Genomic DNA, 17929 nt, shown 5'->3' with positions numbered 1-17929 from the left:
TTGTATGCTAATTAAAAATAGATAACTTAGTTAAATATGCTAGTTAGCCGTTAATTGTGTTATTTATTTAATGCCGATATTAAGATTATATAAACTTTATCTCTCTCCAGAAAAGGAGTTTGTTAAGAAGCTGAAAAATATTTTAGGCTTTGTGCCTGGTAATGTTACGCTCTATAAAATGGCGTTCAGACATCGTTCTGTAGCTAAGGTTTTAAAGAATGGAAGCAGAAGTAGCAACGAACGCTTAGAGTTTTTGGGCGATGCGGTATTAGGTTCTGTAATTGCAGAACTGCTTTTTAAACATTATCCGTACAAGGAAGAAGGTTTCTTAACCGAAATGCGCTCGAAGATTGTAAATCGTGCAAATTTAAATCAGCTTGCAAAAAAGATTGGTTTCGATAAAATGATCCAATTTGATCAGCGATCTGTTAGCATTCAAACCAAGCATAATTCTATGTTGGGCGATGCTTTCGAAGCCATAATCGGTGCAATTTATATGGACAAAGGCTACAATTTTACCAAGGAGTTTTTGCTTCGCCGAATTGTTAAGCCACATATTGATATTCATACCCTAGAACTTACCGAAACCAATTTCAAGAGTAAACTTATTGAATGGTGCCAACGTCATGGCAAGGATGTATTATTTGAGCTTGCAGCAAATGGCGAGGGTGAAAGTGCAAAACTGTTTACAATTAGTGCCGTTGTTGAAGGAGAAAAAGTTGGTGTGGGCAGAGATTACAATAAGAAAAATGCTGAGAAACTGGCCGCCGAAAAAGCTTGCGAAACATTGGCTATTTAAAGATCAATTGTTTAATTGGTTAATCGTTCGAAAAGAACTGTTAACTGAAAACTGCCAACTGATTTACTTTCCTTTTCCTAGGGTGTCCGTAAATTTTTTCGATGATTCCTTAATGTACTTGATGTAGTCGTAGCTGTTCCAATATTGTGCTTTGTCAAACTCCGGACGATAATTTAACATATATTTCTCCAAGGTATCACCTCTCAGCTCGGTATTGTTTTTAATCATGCTTTGATTAAAATAAACATCAATTTGCGATTGCTTAATTTCATTATCGGCATATCTGCCAAATCTTCTGGCATTTTTCGGGTCTTTCCCTACTAAATTATACAGCGCATTTAGCGGACTAAAAACAGCAGATAAAAATGTTGTTTTGCCACCATTATAAACCCCTTTATTTCTAAACTCCCTTTTAATTTCGTCTAAATCTTGTTGTTTTGTATTGCCTCGAATAGTTACATCATCTAGAGTGGTGCTGCCTCTAACCAAATAAATAACTAAATCTAATTCGCTTTTTACCACAACATGCTGATCGATTAAATCTCTCTTGGTAACCAACAAAGTGTCTCCGATTCTTGCTTTTAGTTGAAACATTCCAATGTCGTTACTCCCCACGCCAATGTTGGTACGGAGGTTAGTGATTTCAGATAGCGCAATTCTGATATTGGATCCTTTCTCGATCACAACTCCTCTAATAATAAAATCTTGTGCCTTTGAAATATAGCCAATTAAAGTAAAGACGATTAGAATTAGCGCAAACTTAAAGTTTTTCATTGTGTATTATTTTGTGTGCCTCAAGGTATCGGTATATTTTTTTGCCGATTCCTTGATGTATTTTACAGCATCATAATTGTTCCAATTGGTTACTAAGCTGCTTGTAGGGGAATAATCTAGCATAAATTTATCAAGATCCCTACCTTTTAAATCTGTATTATTTGATATTAAAGTTTTATTAAAAAACTTATCAATCTCTATTAGCTGTAACTCCTTTCGGTAATAACGATTAAACTGACGAGCCTTGGCTGGCGTTTTGCCAAAGAGTTCATAGAAAAAAGTTATCGGACTTCCGCCAAATGGATTCAATAGAATCAATGGTGGCTTTCCCTCAAAAAATGAACCATTTCTTTTTAGATCTCTTTTAATATCTTCCATTTCTTGCTTTTTGGTCTGCCCTTTAACGGTAACTTCCTCGAGATTCGTACTTCCCCTTATCAAATAAATCACCAAATCATCATCTGTTTTGACAACTAATTTTTGATCGATGAGATTTCTTTTCTTAATCAAAAGGGTATCTCCAATTTTTGTTTTTAAATGGAATATCCCAAGCTCATTACTCGTTTCACCCATCTTACTGCGTAGGTTGTTAATTTCAGCTAAAGCGATCCTAACATTCGATCCTTTCTCGATTACAACGCCACTCATAGTAAACTCCTGCGCTTCGGTTTTAAAACTTAACACTAAAATGCTCAATAAAAATATTAGTCTTAAGTTATTCATTAATAATAATTTAATGATCTTTTTAGGCATCTATTCGTTTGTGTCAGTTTAACAGTTACCAAGTTCTGTTGTTTGCTCCACGCCTTAATTGTTACATCATTCTCCTGTTGGATGTTCGGTAAAATTAACACTTGTTAACCTTTTCTTTTGTTAAAGAAACGTTAACGCTGATTCAATTAGGGTGAAATTTCTATAGTTATTATTGAAACCACAGGTTTATGTTTAAGTTGTAATCCCCATAAAAAAATAACTGCAACTTATAAACACTAAACCAGCTCGCCGAAAACTGTAAACTTATTTTTCTATCTTTGCGCATGATAAAATCCATGACAGGATACGGCTTAGCAACAGCCGATTATGCGAATGCGAAGTATAGTGTCGAAATCAAATCGCTCAACAGTAAGTTTCTTGAGTTAAATTTAAAATATCCTAAAGCTTTTTCTGATAAAGAATTAATTCTGCGCAATATCTGCAGTAAAGATATCGAACGCGGAAAAGTTAGTTTGAGCATTAACGTAGAACGTGCCAATGGCGAAGTTACGGGTGCAACTATCAACACGGCTTTGCTTACTCATTACTATAATCAACTAATTTCTGTTAACAACGAATTGGGTGCAAATAGCAGCAATTTGCTGCAAACTGCCCTAACTTTTCCTGATGTAATTTCTTACAAGGAAGAGAGCGTTGGAGAAGATGAATGGAATCATTTATATAAAATCTTCACAGAAGCCTTAGCCAACTTCAATAATTTTAGAGAAGATGAAGGAGCGGTGTTAAAAGCTGATCTGGAATTGAGAATCAAAAATATCCTTTCTTATTTTAAATCTGTAGAAGAATTAGAGCCAAAAAGAATTTCTGCTATTCGTGATAAATTTTCTCAATTTTTAGAGGATGCCGTTGGTAAGGTTAACATCGATCAAAATCGTTTTGAGCAGGAGTTGATCTATTACATCGATAAAATTGATATCACAGAAGAGAAAACTCGTTTAAAAAGCCATTGCGATTATTTCTTGCAAACTTTAGCCAGTAAAGAGGCAAATGGTAAAAAAATGGGCTTCATTTCGCAAGAAATTGGAAGAGAAATTAATACCATGGGTGCAAAAGCTAATGATGCACAAATGCAACAGTTTGTGGTAGGCATGAAAGAAGAATTAGAAAAAATTAAAGAACAGTTATTGAATGTATTATAGGAAGCCTAAAGCTTAAAGCTCAAAGACTAAAGCTTTGGACTTTCTGCTTTAAGCTTTAGTCTAAAAAAAATGAAACAAGGCAAATTAATCATATTTTCAGCGCCATCTGGAGCCGGTAAAACGACCATCGTACATCATTTATTAACAAAGTTTCCTGAGTTGAGCTTTTCTATTTCTGCAACAACACGCGAACTGAGAGGTGCTGAAACCCATGAAAATGATTACTATTTTATTACTAAGGAAGAGTTTTTGCACAAAGTTGCTCGCCAAGAATTTGTAGAGTTCGAAGAGGTTTACAACGGTACATTTTATGGTACTTTACGTTCAGAAATTGAGCGTATTTGGGATGATGGTAAGCATGTGATCTTTGATATTGATGTTGAAGGTGGCATTCGTTTGAAAAGAAAGTACGAAGAAGATGCCTTAGCTATTTTCGTTCAACCCCCATCTTTAGAAGTTTTAAAGGAACGTTTAAGCGGTAGGGGAACTGATAGTAAGGAAAAATTAGAAGAACGTTTCGTTAAGGCAGAAAAAGAACTTACCTATGCTGATAAATTTGACGTAATTTTGAAAAATTACGATTTGGAAACGGCTTGTAAAGAAGCAGAGCAATTGGTGGGCGACTTTTTAAAGAGTTAAGGCATTTTGCCTTGTCGGTCGTCATTGCGAGGCACGAAGCAATCTTAATGCGATTGTTAAATTTAAAACCCACAGTAGTAGGATTGCTTCGTGCCTCGCAATGACGAAAGAGCAAACAAGTAAGTAAAAGGAAAATGACAACTGAAAACCGTAAACTGAAAACTGGCCTTTTCTTCGGTTCATACAATCCAATTCATACTGGGCATTTAATTATTGCCAATTATATGGCTAACCATACCGAGCTTGATGAAGTTTGGTTAGTGGTTTCTCCGCATAACCCGCTAAAGGATAAAAGTGGGTTAACCAATATGTACGATCGACTGGAGATGGCCAAATTGGCTGTAGAAAATGCCGAACATATTCGGGTTAGCGATATCGAGTTTGCTTTGCCTCAACCATCTTACACCATTGATACGCTAACCTATTTACATGAAAAATATCCAGAAAAGGAATTTGTGCTGATCATGGGAGCTGACAATTTGGTCTCTTTCAAAAAGTGGAAGAACTACGAGGTTCTGCTAAAAAACTATCAAATTTATGTTTATCCTCGTCCTGAGGCCAATGTTTCTGAATGGGAAAACCACCCAGCAATTACTTTTACCAAAACGCCTTTAATGGAAATTTCTTCTACCTTTATTCGTAAGGCCATTAAGGAAAACAAGAATGTTCAATTCTTTCTTCCAGATAAGGTTATCGATTTTATTGATGGTAAGGGAATGTATCGATAAATCCGACTTACGAAGTTTTAAAAGGGATAAGCGAAAGGAGAACTTCGTAGTCTCTAAAGAAAGTAACAGTAAATAAATTCATTTGTAAAGCAAGAACAGGGATGAGGTTAATGTTCGTCTGGCTTTCCACTAAATCCCGATGAAAACTGTGCAACAAGCAAGCATACTACAAAAATGGAAAGTGCCGATGTTTAAATCGGGGATACCGCTTCAATCCAGTTTAGATATAAAATGTTCTGCAATTATTAAAGGTTGCGATTTGCAGTAAAAGAAGAGCAACAAGCCTGTCGTTTTTTAATACTGAACGATTTAATGGGCACAGTTTTGAGTTAAGTAAACCTGACAGACGCGGAAATACTTTTTTTCTTTCCATTAACATCAATTGTTAATGTTAGCTATTAACTGAGTTTTCTGCACTGAATTTTATTAATCATACTCAAAAAAGATTGTAGCAAATGGCGGGACTGCAATTGCCAAAAACTTCAAACATTCGTTTTCTGATAATTCTTAATCACCAAACATACCGCGTGTAAAAGAAATGGTCTGTGAGAACACAGACCATTGAGTAACTAATACAATAAAAATATAGCTGGCTTTTTATGAAGATCGATTTCTTCTTTGCGCCAGTTGTAAATGCTTTGGGTTTTAATAAACTCATCTTCACCAGTTAAATTGCAAGCGATACAAAGCTGGGTATTTGGCTTACAGCTTTTTAAAACCTCTTCTAACATTTGGTTATTGCGGAAAGGAGTTTCGATAAATATTTGTGTTTGCTTGTACCGACTTGCAGATAAATCCAAATCTTTAATGCGTTTAGTGCGTTGTTCTTTATCTATTGGCAGGTATCCCCAAAATGCAAAACTTTGTCCGTTAAAGCCAGAAGCCATTAAAGCCAATAAAATTGAACTCGGGCCAACTAAAGGCACCACCTTAATGCCGCGTTTATGTGCTTCGGCAACAATATCCGCACCTGGATCTGCAATGCCGGGGCAACCAGCTTCGCTCATTAAGCCAACATTTTTGCCGGCTTTAAGCTCAACAAAAAACTGACCTAAATCGGTACGGTTGTGCTTGCCATAGTCGTGAACAATTAAATCTTTTTGAGGCGTTTTTAAACCTGCCTCTTTTAAAAAGCGGCGAGCTGTTTTGCTATTTTCTACTATATAAGTATCAATTTGATTAATGGTATCTACCAAATATGGCGTAAAAGTTTTGTGTGCAACCTCTTCAGCAAGAGGTACAGGAATAAGGTATAAGGTGCCGTTCTGCATGCCACAAAAATACTTACAATAAATAGAATTTAAGTTTTAAAATTTCGTGCTGTAACAATATAATCTCTTTTGTAAACAGTGGTGTAGCAAATATTATTTCTAATTGACTTATTTTCTGCACAATTAATGTCAGCGTAAAACGTTAAATAATAGTTAAATATGCCTTGAAAGGCAATATTTGGAGGAAAACTAAAAAACTATGCATGCATATTAAACCATGTAGATTTTTGGTTCTCTAATTGATACACACACATTAGGTTATTAAAAATAAACACACAAATGAAAACACTGAAATCTGCGGCAATTGTGCTGGGGCTTTTTTCGCTCCTTGCCGGAACCACAACCTTAGTCAGGGCACAAGACTACCAAGATAATTACCAGGATGATGGTTACAGCACTGGTAATGTATCTATGCAAACCTTTTACGACGAACTTTCCCCTTATGGAACCTGGATTCAGGATCCACAGTATGGTTATGTTTGGCGTCCGGATGTAGATCAAAATGAATTCCGCCCGTATTATACCAATGGCCGCTGGGCAATGACGGAGTATGGAAATACTTGGGTTTCGAATTATGATTGGGGCTGGGCACCTTTCCACTACGGTAGATGGGTAATTAATAGTTATCGCCAATGGATTTGGATGCCAGATACCAATTGGGGACCAGCTTGGGTAGACTGGAGAAGCGGCGATGGCCAATATGGTTGGGCACCAATGGCACCAAGCATAAACATTAATTTAAGTTTTGGTCGTCGTTATGTGGTGCCAGAATTTTGCTGGAACTTTATTCCACAAGCCAGTATTTACATTAATGCTTTCCCTAGATATGATTATGGGCGCAACAATGTTTACATCCGTAACACCACCATTATAAACAATACTTATGTGTATAACAGAAGGAATTATTATGGTGGACCAAGAGCGGAGGATATTCGCCGTGCAACCAATCGTGATGTTACTGTTTACAGGTACAATCAAAGCAGCAGACCTGGCGCAAGTAGAATTGGCGGCAGAGAGGTTTCGATTTACAGACCAAGACCAGAGCGTAATGCTGTAGATAATCGCAATGCTGCACCAAGAAAATTTGAGCAGGGTAATGCTGGTTTCAATAGAGGAGGAAGAGATAATAACAATGCAAATCGCCCGAGTGGAAACAGTAACGATAATAGATTTGGCCAAAGAAACGACAGCCGCGGAGCTCAGCCAAATAGAGGTGGCGATGCAGGTGTTGGCAGAGATAATAATAATGCCAATCGCCCTAATGGAAACAGCAATGATAATAGGTTTGGTCAAAGAAATGATAATCGTAGTTCTCAGCCAAACAGAGGGAATGAATCTGGTGTAGGAAGAGATAATAATAACAATAATAATCAGCCTAATACTAGAGGTGATGTTTACAATAGAAGTGCTGGTGGAAGAGTTGAACGTGGAAATGCAAACAGCGTAGATCAAAAAAATGGACAGACTAATGTTGATAGAAGTCAGGATCAACAACGTGCTCAACAAATGCAGCAACAACGTACTGGTCGTGGTCAGCAAGATCGCATGAGCCAAGATCAACAACGTATTCAACGTGATGTTCAAGCTAATCAACAACAACGTTCTGCCCAAGTAGAGCAACAACGTATTCAACGTGATGCGCAAGCTCAGCAACAACGCAGTCAGCAAGCTGATCAGCAACGTGGACAACAAGCGCAACAGCAGCAGCAACAACGTTCTGCCCAAGTAGAGCAACAAAGAGCACAACGTGATGCGCAAGTTCAGCAACAACGCAGCCAGCAAGCCGATCAGCAACGTGCCCAACAAGCGCAACAGCAGCAACAGCAACGTTCTGCCCAAGTAGAGCAACAAAGAGCGCAACGTGATGCACAAGCACAGCAACAGCGCAGCCAGCAAGCCGATCAGCAACGTGCCCAACAAGCGCAACAGCAGCAACAACAACGTTCTGCTCAAGCCGACCAACAAAGGGCACAGCGTGATGCACAAGCTCAACAACAAAGGTCGCAACAGCAGCAACAACGTACAGAACAACGAAGAGTTGAAGCGCCACAACAACAACAGCAACAACAAAGAGGTGGCTCTGAAGGTGGAGGAAGACCATCGAGAGGTGGTAGAGGATAGATTGAAAGTCCCGATGAAAATCGGGACTTTTTTTTATGTGTAATTACTGCCCCGCAGCTTGGTGCAAATTACTCAAATCTTTTCCCCGATAAGTAGATTTAGCATTGGAATGAAGATCATCAGGATCGAGAAGGCAAGCTTAAAAGCCCAGTTGTATTCCATGCATTATTTCTGATTTGGCAAATGCTAAGATCTTTATCATGCAATAGTTGATATAGCCCACTCATTAAAACTTCTTCGTTCGGTTTTGTAAAATAAATTGTAGTGTCTAACTCGATAAAAAATATACGTTTTATTGTGGAGTGGTTTTTGTAATGTAAAAAAAATAAAACACCTGTTAGATAAATATGTTTATTAACTAAAGAATTTAAGATCATGACAAAGGAAACAAAAATTATAGTAGGCGTTTTAGCTGGAGCAGCATTAGGCGCAACAATCGCATTAGCATTATCTTCAGATTCTAGTAGCGATTTAAAAGGTAAAGTGTCGGATTTCTTTGCTGATCTACTCGACGCCTCAAAGGATAAATTAGCTGGTTTGGCGGATAAAGCTGCTGGTTTAGCTGATAAAGCTACAACTGTAGCTGATAGGGTTAAAGAAAAAATAGCCGAAGTAAACGCTTAAAGAATTGGAAATGCCGGAAATATCCGGCATTTTTATTATATATAACTAACCAAATCTAAATGAAGATTGCTTTTCATGGTGCAGCTCGTACAGTTACGGGAAGTAAACACCTCATTACATTAAAAAATAACACCCAAATATTATTAGATTGTGGCTTATTCCAAGGGATGGGCCACGTTACAGATAAGCTCAACGATTATTTTGGTTTCGATGCCAAAAAAGTTACTTATCTAGTTTTATCTCACGCCCACATCGATCATTGTGGGCTGTTGCCAAAATTGGTTGCAGATGGATTTAACGGAAAAATCTTCTGTACATCTGCTACCATGGATTTAGCTCGAATTTTGATGATGGATTCTGCCAAAATACAAATGCAGGATGCTGAGTATTCTAATCGACATTTACGTGAGGGTGAGGAAATGGAAGAATCGCTTTACACTGATGAAGATGTAACCAAAACATTGAGTTTAGTGAAGATTGTGGAGTATGAGGAGGATTTTGAGATTGAAGAAAACATTCGTTTAAAATTTACCGATGCTGGTCATATTCTAGGTAGTGCAGCGGTTCATTTAACCATTACTGAAGATGGTAAACCTACCCGAATTACTTTTTCTGGAGATGTTGGTCGTTATGGTGATTTACTTTTAAAAAGCCCGCAAACTTTTGATCAGGCAGATTATATCTTAATGGAATCGACTTATGGAGATTCATTGCATAAAGATCTCGATCCAATTGAGGATATGCTGCTGGAAATCATTAACAATACATGTAACGTTAAAAAAGGAAAAGTGATTATTCCAGCTTTCGCAGTTGGCAGAACCCAAGAATTACTATTCGCTTTAAACGGCTTAGAACTTAAGGGTAAATTACCAAATATTCCGTATTATGTTGACAGTCCTCTATCCTCGAAAGCTACTGAGATTTTAAAAAATCATCCAGAGGTTTACAATAATGGGGTTAAGCAGGTTTTAAAATCTGACCATGATATTTTTGGTTTTAAAGGCTTACGGTTTATCGAAAGTGTAGACGAATCAAAAGCCTTAAATCAAGATCCAAAACCATGCGTTATCATTTCTGCATCAGGAATGGCTGATGCTGGTAGAGTGAAACATCACATCAAAAATAATATTGGTGATCAAAAAAATACGATATTAATGGTGGGTTATTGCGAACCAAGATCTCTTGGAGGTCAGTTAATTGCAGGAAAAAAAGTGGTAGAAATTTTTCGTGATGAGTATGAAGTAAAGGCCGAAGTACGATCAATAAAATCGATGAGTGCTCACGGCGATTACGAAGATTTATTGCAGTTTTTATCTTGTCAGGATCCAGCAAAAGTGAAGCAGTTGTTTTTGGTTCATGGAGAATATGAAGTGCAACAACATTTTGCTACGCGATTAAAAGATCATGGTTTTAAGAATGTGGCCATTCCAGAATATCATCAGGATTTTAGCCTCACCCCAGCCCTCTCCGAAGGAGAGGGAGCGCAAACTGTGATAAGCTAGTTGTTTAAGTTGTTAGACTTTAGTCTTTTTGCTTTGCGCTTTGGTCTTTCAGCTTTAGTCTTTTAGCTTTTTCCTTTCAGCTTTCTAATTATCTTTGCCGCATGGATGTTTTTGGTAAGGCGCTTAACGATATTTATAAAACTGGCGAGGCTGATATACTTTGGCTAAATAATTCTTATGGCGAACCCGAAGAAATGCCACTAGAATTTTTTTTCCGGGATGATGAAGATATGCCAGTTTTGGAGCTACAGGCTTTAAAAATGTGCAATGGAAAAGTTTTGGATATTGGCGCAGGTGTTGGGAGTCATGCTTTACTTTTGCAAGCTTTTAATATTGATGTGACGGCGATAGATATATCTGAGGTTGCGGTAGAAATTATGAAAGATCGTGGCGTTAAAAAGGTACTCATGCAAGATGTCTTTACTTACCAAGAGAAATTCGATACCATTTTAATGTTAATGAATGGTATCGGTTTAGCAGGAACTTTAGCGGGTTTTAAAAATTCCCTAATCAAACTAAAAGACTTATTAAATCCTGGCGGACAAGTGCTTTTCGATTCATCAGATATTTCTTATTTATATGATGATATCCCTAACCCTAAGGATAAATATTACGGAGAAGTTTCTTATCAATATGAATACAAAGGAGAAAAGGGAGATTGGTTTGATTGGATTTACGTTGATGAAGAAACGATCAAATCTATCGCTAAAGAAACTGGCTGGGATTGTGAAATGATTTTCGATGATGGCGAAGATCAGTATTTGGTAAAGCTGACTTTAGCATAAATTCGTCATTGCGAGGTACGAAGTAATTTAGATAAATGAGATTCCTTCGTGCCTCGCAATGACGATCTGACTAAGTTAAAAACTAAAAAACGTTTGCCTGCCGCCAACTTTCTGACCGAAATTTTGAATGTTATAAGTAACCGTTAACATCCCATACCTCCCTAAATTATTGCTTTGAGAATCTACAACACTGTTTCCGGTAATCTCGATGGCTCTTTTTACGTTGCTCTGCAAAATATCATTTACAGAAAGTTTCAATTGCAATCTGTCGTTTTTCATGAATAAGTAGGTAAGCGCTGCATTCCACAATTTAATATTGTTGTTATAACCATCAAGTTGCTGCGTATTAACACTCAAGGCATAATTGGTTTCAAAAACCAGTTTCTTTGGATAGCGTACAATTAATTCAGTGGAACTTTGCTGTGTGTTGTAACTCAAATTTCTATAGAAGCTATCCTCATACCTACTTCGATTTAAGTTTATAGAATAAGATTGATTAATTTCCACAACATCATTTAAATTTAAGCGAGCACTTCCATTTGGGCCGACATAAAATACATTGGCATCGCTATTAATGTTGTTTACAATTACTGGCGAATGATTAAAGTTTGCCCAAAAACCTACTCCAAGTTTTAAGTTTGTTTTATCCTTTTTAAAATCCTTTGAAATATTTGCACCACCATTAAAACTGAAAATACCACTTGCATTAATTGGATTAACGGTTTGGACACCATCTTTAATGTTAATCCTATTTATAATTCCATTTTTGGTGAAATTTCCATAACCATATAAATTATAATTGATTAAACTTTTCGGATCGTATTTGTACATGTTTATGCTTAAGCTCTGCATTCTTGCTGGAACTAGATTTGGGTTTCCATTTCTAATGTAAAAAGCATTTGTATTATCTGCAACAGGTTGAAGGTAGCTAACGTTTGGCTCAGTAAATCTTGCGGAATAAGTAAGGGAGAAGATCTTATACTTTAATTGAAAGGTTGGCCAAGCAAAATTATATTGCTGATTGATATCAGCGCCATTACTAAAACGATTATTTAGTGATATGTAATTGTAAACTAACCCAGGCTGAATAAATAAATCCTTAGTTATTTTATACCGAAGACTAAGGTTTGCATTCGTTTTAAATCCAGCCTGCTTTACACTTTGCGATAAACTTGGCACTAAAATATCGTACAATTGATTGCTTGGATTTCGGAAAAAGGTATTTAATGCATTCTCATTATTGATGATGTTCCCATTTATGTCGGCTTTGAAATTTAGCTTCTTGCTAATTGGCTCGGTGTAATTGGCATATAAATAGGATCTAAAATTATCGATCTGATTATTCCTCAGCTGATCAATTTCTGATGTTGATGGCGTTAAAAATAAAACACTATTACTTCGATTGTAATTTAAACTGGGATTTGGAGTTGTCGAAACATCAAAACCGATGTTAAAAGCTCGCCCAGCTTTCTTAAAATCCTTACTTAAATCGGCAATTAACTGATATTTATTGGTTGATGCATTGCGGTCATTTAAGTTTTGCAGTGTATTTATGAGTTGGCCACTAGCATTGGTGTTGTATGTAAAACTAGTGCTTATCGAATTATTGGAATTTAAAACTACGGCAGGCTCAATGGTTAATTGGGTTAACGAATCTATCTGCCAATCTAATTTAGCGCCAATATTATGTTTAAGCGCCATTGAACTTGTATTTTCATCGGCATTAGTAATTTGTCTATCCGTGCCTAATGTTTGGTTGGTGTTGGTTAATCTTTCCAATAAATTATCCGATTTTCCAAAGAAATATTGTGTGTTGATTTTAATTCCCCTTTTTGTTAAAGTATTAAAATTAAATCCTCCACCAGATGATGTTTGAATACCACTATAACTTCCGCCAAAATTTATTCCGTTAAATTCAAAATATCCTCCAGAACTCATCATCATCGAATTAACGCCGCTTCTGCTAAAACCGCCGATTCTTTGCACATCATTTGGGTTAAAACCCGGTTGATTAATATTATTTGCATAAGCCAGAATACTTACCTGAGTGGTATCTCTAAAAAAACTCATTATTCCGCCAGCTTGATAGAGATTCTTGATTCCTCCGCCAGCGTACAATTTTCCAAAAGCTCCTTTTTTAATAGCCTTTTTAAGTTTCAAGTTGATAACCTGCGGAATTTCTGAGGCTAACATATCTGGATCTCTTCTTTTTGCTTGTTTATCATCAACTACCTGGATTTTATCTATAATATTCGCGGGTAAATTTTTAGTCGCAATTTGTTGATCGCCGCCAAAAAACTCCTTTCCATCGACTAATATTTTGCTTACATTTTTTCCGTTAACCTGAATAGAACCATCGGCAGCGATTTGTACACCAGGCAATTTCTTTAATAAATCTTCTACCACTGCAGATGGTAAGGTTTTAAAAGACTCCGCATTAAATTCAATCGTATCCTTACGGACAATTACGGGAGGTCTTTCTCCCGTGATTACTACTTCATTTAAGTCATTAGATTTTGTAGAAAGATAAATGGTGCCGAGATCTACGGCAGGTTTTTCTGCTGTTACAGAAACTTCTTTACGGTAAGTTCCGTATTGCCAAGCGGTAACGATTAATCGATAATTGACGCCAATTTGTAGATTATTGATTTTGAAAAGACCTTTATCGTCAGAAAGTCTGTAGGTTGATAACACACTATCGCCAACTTTATAAACCGAAACTGTGGAATAATTTAGGGTGCTTTTGTGGTTTGCGCTATCTACCAAAATGCCTGTTATACTACCATTTTTTTGGGCAAAAAGGTTAAAAATAGATAAAGAGAATGCTAGGGATAATATAAGTTTCTTCATGTATATTTCTTAAATAACGTACCTAAAAGTAAAGGCAATTTTTTTGCTGGAGCTGTAAATGTGATGAACGTTTAATAAAATGTGATGGATGAAAAATTACTTGGTTATTTAACGATAGACACTAAAATTTATGGGATGTTGCATCAAAAAATAAATCAACTAAGATTTTAGGTAAAAATATATTTATAGGATGTGAAATGCAAATGACCACGAAAAAATTACAATGGATATAAATTAAAAAATCTCCAAGAAATTAATCTTGAGGATTTTAGAAGAATGCTTTGACTATTTAAGATCATTATAGTTTACAATTTTAACATTTGGATTCTTTGCTAAAATCTCTTCCATCCAAATACGATGCGATGCACCAACACCAACTACAACTCTTTTAGCTTTTTTGGCAACGGCTTGGTCGATGATGTTTTTACACATGCCCTCATTTCGCAATATCCATTGTGCTACCATATCTTTCAAAGCATCAGTAGGGAAACCCGGAGCTCCATAAAAGTGGCGACCGCCATATAAATTCCAGGCCTCATCTAGCTTGCCATATTTTTCTGAGTTTAAACCTGCGTAAACATCAGCGTTAAAAGCTTTCGATTCCTCAGGTGTAAATTTCCAATATTCATCCATCGCTTTAACCGTTGCAGCCTCTTGCGAAGTGCTATCTAACTTTGCTTTTTGTAACATTGCCTTATAAAGTGTATCCATTTTGCCCCAAGCCTCATTCCAAGGTTCATCATAGTTTTGGCAATCCATATTGTAAATTCGATCTTGTTTCAATTCATAAATTAAAGGGAAGAAGATTTTATTGTATTCACTATTTGGACGAAATAACCCAACTTTTTTCAAAGAATCTGAACCACCGAACATCTTTGTATAAGCAGCTTGTTCTTCTTTGCCAAATTTGTCTTTCATGTAATTTTCAAGAACGAAAATTTGATAATCAGCGTTTCCTCTATCCCAATTCTTGGCGTAATCAACCGCTAAATTCATTCTTGTTTGATGATAAAATGGAAATGAGGATAAAGCTTTCTGGTCTTTTTTTATCTCTGAAGGAATGTTTTTTGAAGTCTTTGGATTTAGCTTTTGGATATAATCATACTTCTTTTGGAAAGCTCTTTTGCCGTAATTAATGCTATCCAATTTTGCGTAATCTTCTGCTGGAAGATATTCTCCGAAAACCATATCTGGTTTAAAATTCTTCAACTTATCAATTATCGCTTGAAAGTTTTGGGTAGATTTTGAGTTATCGTGACTAGAGCCAACAATAACGATTTCGATTTGATTTTGTGCATTTGATTTAACCGCTCCAGCGATTAATAATAAAAATGCAAAGCTTAGGTTGAGTATGGTTTTCATAATGAATCTTGTTTTTGATTTGTTGATTCAAAGATGATTATACCAACCCGATTGCTATATTTAATTATCCCAATGGCTTAGAATATTATCCCAATATTCAATTTTAGAATTTAGGTGTTCGTCATTCAAAATAATAGATTGAGATAAGGAGTTTAGGCTTTCATCCCAGAAAACAAGATTATTCCATCAACTTTTTATTGAAATTGATAATCAACTTAAACAAGTCATTATATTCGTTTAGGGGCAAGGTTTCGGGTTTGTCGAACACATCATGATAGGCGGTTGGGCCACCTTGGGTATAAATAAAAAATGCAGGAACGCCTTTTTCGGTGAAGAAATAATGATCGCTATTTGCGGCTTTTCCTCTAGAATTTATTTTCGAAATGTATTTATATTGATTGTTGATCTCATTCAGAATTGAAAAAGCTTTGGCGTAAATGGAGGCATTAACAACGGTCATTCCGCTTTCTCCTGTGCCAACTAAATCTAAATTAATAAGAAATTTAACCTGACTAAGTAGAATTAATGGATTTTCGGTGTAATACCTTGAACCCAATAAACCAGCCTCTTCTCCTGCAAAGCAAATAAAACCAATTGAATATGGCTGTGGATTTGCCGCGTAATATTTTGCCAGACTTAAAAGTGTAGCTACGCCTGCTGCATTATCGTTTGCCCCTGGGAAATACGTATCGGCGCCCATACCTCCAAGATGGTCGTAATGAGCAGTAATTATCAGAATAGAATCTGGATACTTTGTTCCTTTAACCAAACCACAAACATTTGAAGCTTTAAAATTCGGAACAAATTGGTTTTCGATATCAACATTAATCTCTCTTGGAATTGCCTTTAAACTCTTTTTATTAATTTGAATTTCTGTAAAATCGCCAACTTCGGTAGCAACCGACCATGTCAACTTATCTTTTAAAGAAACTTTTAGTGTAGGCGATGCTTGGTAATTCAAGCTATCAATCTTGGTTAATAATGCTTTTTGCTTAATCTTCGGACTTTCATTATTCACGATAAAATCTTTTCCTACGATAAGTTTTTTGCCGTTCAGTTCAACCATCATTTTGCCAGGAAAAGTATTTACGGGAAAACTGAAATCTTGTTTATACTTTTCGCCCATTGGCGATAAACCTATATTTTTATATTGCTCTTCAAGAAAATCGGCGGCTTTAGTCATTCCATTTTTGGTATAACCTCTACCCCAAAATTCTTTGGAAGTCAATTTATTTACTGTTTGCTTCACGTAAACGGAATCTTGTGCTAAACAGTTCAAGGTTGAAAACAGGATGATTATGGGAATAAATTTTTTCAATTGAATACAATTAATTTTAAGAAGGTTCTACTAATGTCTTGCGATTTAAAACTAATCAAAAAATGGTTGGTTGCAAAAAGCAACCAACCATTAATTACCCTGTCATTCTGAGGTTTGGCGTTTTGCCGAACCATCTCGTCATTGCGAGGTACGAAGCAATCTTGCTACTATGGGTACTCCAGCGATCGCTTTAAGATTGCTTCGTACCTCGTAATGACGATATTTCATGTATGTGGCCTATTTTACGAAAAAAAATAGTTGATGGTTAATCATCCATTGCAATTACCATCAACCACCAAAACAAACTTTACTTAACCAAATATGGCTGTAAAGCAGCTTTAACTTTTTCTTTATTTTGTGCAGTGTTCCATTTTTCTTTAACCGATTCATCACCTAAAGTAAACAAGGTTTCATAAAGTAATTTTCCATTTGCACGGGTATCTACTTTTAACGAAGTTGGGTTTGCCTTGATTACATCAGCCCAAACATCCCGAACATCAGCCCAGTATGTTTTCTGACTAGCCCACCATTTTTGTGCATAAGCAAATTTTGCGGTATCAATTGTGGTAAACTCTTCGTAACCCTTTTCTATCGCTAATAATTTATCGCCTTGAGGCGTACGCACTATCTTTTTATTGTCTTGTTCAAACATCCAGCCGTTTGTTGTGATGGTAATTCTACTGCCACGATTTAAAACATTGTAATCTTTACGAACCGTAGATTCTCTTCTTGGTAATGGAGAATCGGCCTCGCTCGACCAAGAATCATGACCACCAATATGGCTCCAAGTTCCATAACCTTGGTAGCGCGGACTATCATCAACCTGGAAAACTTTTTGTGTCCATTTTCCCTTAACATCTGCAGCAGTTAAGTTGCCTTTTTTCCAAGCGTTATCTTGGGTATAAAGCATTATTTCTGGATCTTCATAGGTCCAATCTTGGCGCCAATGTTTAATAACTGTAGAATCGTTAATGGCTAATAGGTGTTGAATAACGATTCTTTTGGGTTCATCAACAATAATTTCTGCCCATTCATTGCCGTGGCTTTTGTAAGGTTTGCTAAAAATGTAATTAGGATCTGGAGCGGTTACTTCACCATAATTAAAATTGACTTTGTAAAAGCCAGCTAATGATTTAATTGCTTTTCTATCTTGCTCCAATTTTTCTTGAGCGCTAGCGCCAATAGCACTAAGGCCTGTTATCACTAAGATTATATTTAAAATTTTCATAATGATGTTATTTAT

At 36.3% G+C, this 17929-nt stretch carries 15 protein-coding genes; 8 read left to right on the top strand and 7 right to left on the bottom strand.

Going from position 1 to position 17929, the window contains the following annotated elements; translation table 11 throughout:
* Positions 1-70: 70 nt before the first annotated feature.
* Positions 71-799, top strand: a complete 729-nt coding sequence (gene rnc / locus EZ449_RS01105) for a ribonuclease III (protein ID WP_131556109.1) — start codon at positions 71-73, stop codon at positions 797-799.
* A 63-nt stretch (positions 800-862) separates the two neighbouring features.
* Here rnc and EZ449_RS01100 read toward each other — a convergent pair whose 3' ends face one another.
* Positions 863-1573, bottom strand: coding sequence for a hypothetical protein (locus tag EZ449_RS01100; protein WP_131556108.1), 711 nt, complete (start codon positions 1571-1573; stop codon positions 863-865).
* Between the two features lie 6 nt (positions 1574-1579).
* Positions 1580-2296, bottom strand: coding sequence for a hypothetical protein (locus tag EZ449_RS01095; protein ID WP_131556107.1), 717 nt, complete (start codon positions 2294-2296; stop codon positions 1580-1582).
* A gap of 326 nt (positions 2297-2622) precedes the next feature.
* Between EZ449_RS01095 and EZ449_RS01090 the strand changes: the two genes are divergently transcribed.
* From EZ449_RS01090 to nadD, 3 genes are all read left to right on the top strand, one after another.
* The gene (locus tag EZ449_RS01090; RefSeq protein WP_131556106.1) at positions 2623-3486 is read left to right on the top strand and encodes a YicC/YloC family endoribonuclease; all 864 of its coding nucleotides are present in this window, start codon (positions 2623-2625) and stop codon (positions 3484-3486) included.
* 69 nt (positions 3487-3555) lie between these two features.
* Positions 3556-4125: a guanylate kinase gene (gene gmk / locus EZ449_RS01085; RefSeq protein ID WP_131556105.1), complete on the top strand. Its 570-nt coding sequence runs from the start codon at positions 3556-3558 to the stop codon at positions 4123-4125.
* 134 nt (positions 4126-4259) lie between these two features.
* A complete protein-coding gene (gene nadD, locus EZ449_RS01080) occupies positions 4260-4853 on the top strand; it encodes a nicotinate (nicotinamide) nucleotide adenylyltransferase (RefSeq protein ID WP_131556104.1) in 594 nt (197 codons plus the stop codon).
* 569 nt (positions 4854-5422) lie between these two features.
* Here nadD and EZ449_RS01075 read toward each other — a convergent pair.
* Positions 5423-6124 carry an SAM-dependent methyltransferase gene (locus tag EZ449_RS01075; protein WP_131556103.1) on the bottom strand — a complete coding sequence of 234 codons (702 nt, stop codon included), beginning with the start codon at positions 6122-6124 and terminating at the stop codon, positions 5423-5425.
* Positions 6125-6403: 279 nt separating this feature from the next.
* On the opposite strand from EZ449_RS01075, the gene EZ449_RS01070 reads away from it, so the two are divergent.
* From EZ449_RS01070 to EZ449_RS01055, 4 genes are all read left to right on the top strand, one after another.
* The gene (locus EZ449_RS01070; RefSeq protein WP_205942917.1) at positions 6404-8245 is read left to right on the top strand and encodes a DUF6600 domain-containing protein; all 1842 of its coding nucleotides are present in this window, start codon (positions 6404-6406) and stop codon (positions 8243-8245) included.
* Positions 8246-8620: 375 nt separating this feature from the next.
* Positions 8621-8869: a YtxH domain-containing protein gene (locus tag EZ449_RS01065; protein WP_131556102.1), complete on the top strand. Its 249-nt coding sequence runs from the start codon at positions 8621-8623 to the stop codon at positions 8867-8869.
* 59 nt (positions 8870-8928) lie between these two features.
* Positions 8929-10371: an MBL fold metallo-hydrolase RNA specificity domain-containing protein gene (locus EZ449_RS01060; RefSeq protein WP_131556101.1), complete on the top strand. Its 1443-nt coding sequence runs from the start codon at positions 8929-8931 to the stop codon at positions 10369-10371.
* Positions 10372-10472: 101 nt separating this feature from the next.
* Positions 10473-11156 (top strand): class I SAM-dependent methyltransferase, encoded by a 684-nt coding sequence (locus EZ449_RS01055; protein ID WP_131556100.1) that lies wholly within the window; start codon positions 10473-10475, stop codon positions 11154-11156.
* Positions 11157-11231: 75 nt separating this feature from the next.
* On the opposite strand, the gene EZ449_RS01050 is transcribed toward EZ449_RS01055, so the two are convergent.
* From EZ449_RS01050 to EZ449_RS01035, 4 genes are all read right to left on the bottom strand, one after another.
* Positions 11232-14006, bottom strand: a complete 2775-nt coding sequence (locus EZ449_RS01050) for an outer membrane beta-barrel protein (RefSeq protein WP_131556099.1) — start codon at positions 14004-14006, stop codon at positions 11232-11234.
* A 285-nt stretch (positions 14007-14291) separates the two neighbouring features.
* Positions 14292-15368 (bottom strand): DUF5694 domain-containing protein, encoded by a 1077-nt coding sequence (locus EZ449_RS01045; protein ID WP_131556098.1) that lies wholly within the window; start codon positions 15366-15368, stop codon positions 14292-14294.
* A gap of 178 nt (positions 15369-15546) precedes the next feature.
* On the bottom strand, positions 15547-16686 hold the full coding sequence (locus EZ449_RS01040) for a M28 family metallopeptidase (RefSeq protein ID WP_131556097.1): 1140 nt from the start codon (positions 16684-16686) through the stop codon (positions 15547-15549).
* A 307-nt stretch (positions 16687-16993) separates the two neighbouring features.
* Complete coding sequence (locus tag EZ449_RS01035; RefSeq protein ID WP_131556096.1) at positions 16994-17914, bottom strand: DUF6607 family protein; 921 nt, start codon at positions 17912-17914, stop codon at positions 16994-16996.
* Positions 17915-17929: the final 15 nt, after the last annotated feature.

The sequence above is a fragment of the Pedobacter frigidisoli genome (assembly GCF_004331675.1).
Lineage (GTDB): Bacteria > Bacteroidota > Bacteroidia > Sphingobacteriales > Sphingobacteriaceae > Pedobacter > Pedobacter frigidisoli.
Note: the sequence above shows the minus strand (reverse complement) of the source record. Positions and strands in the feature narration are given on the sequence as shown.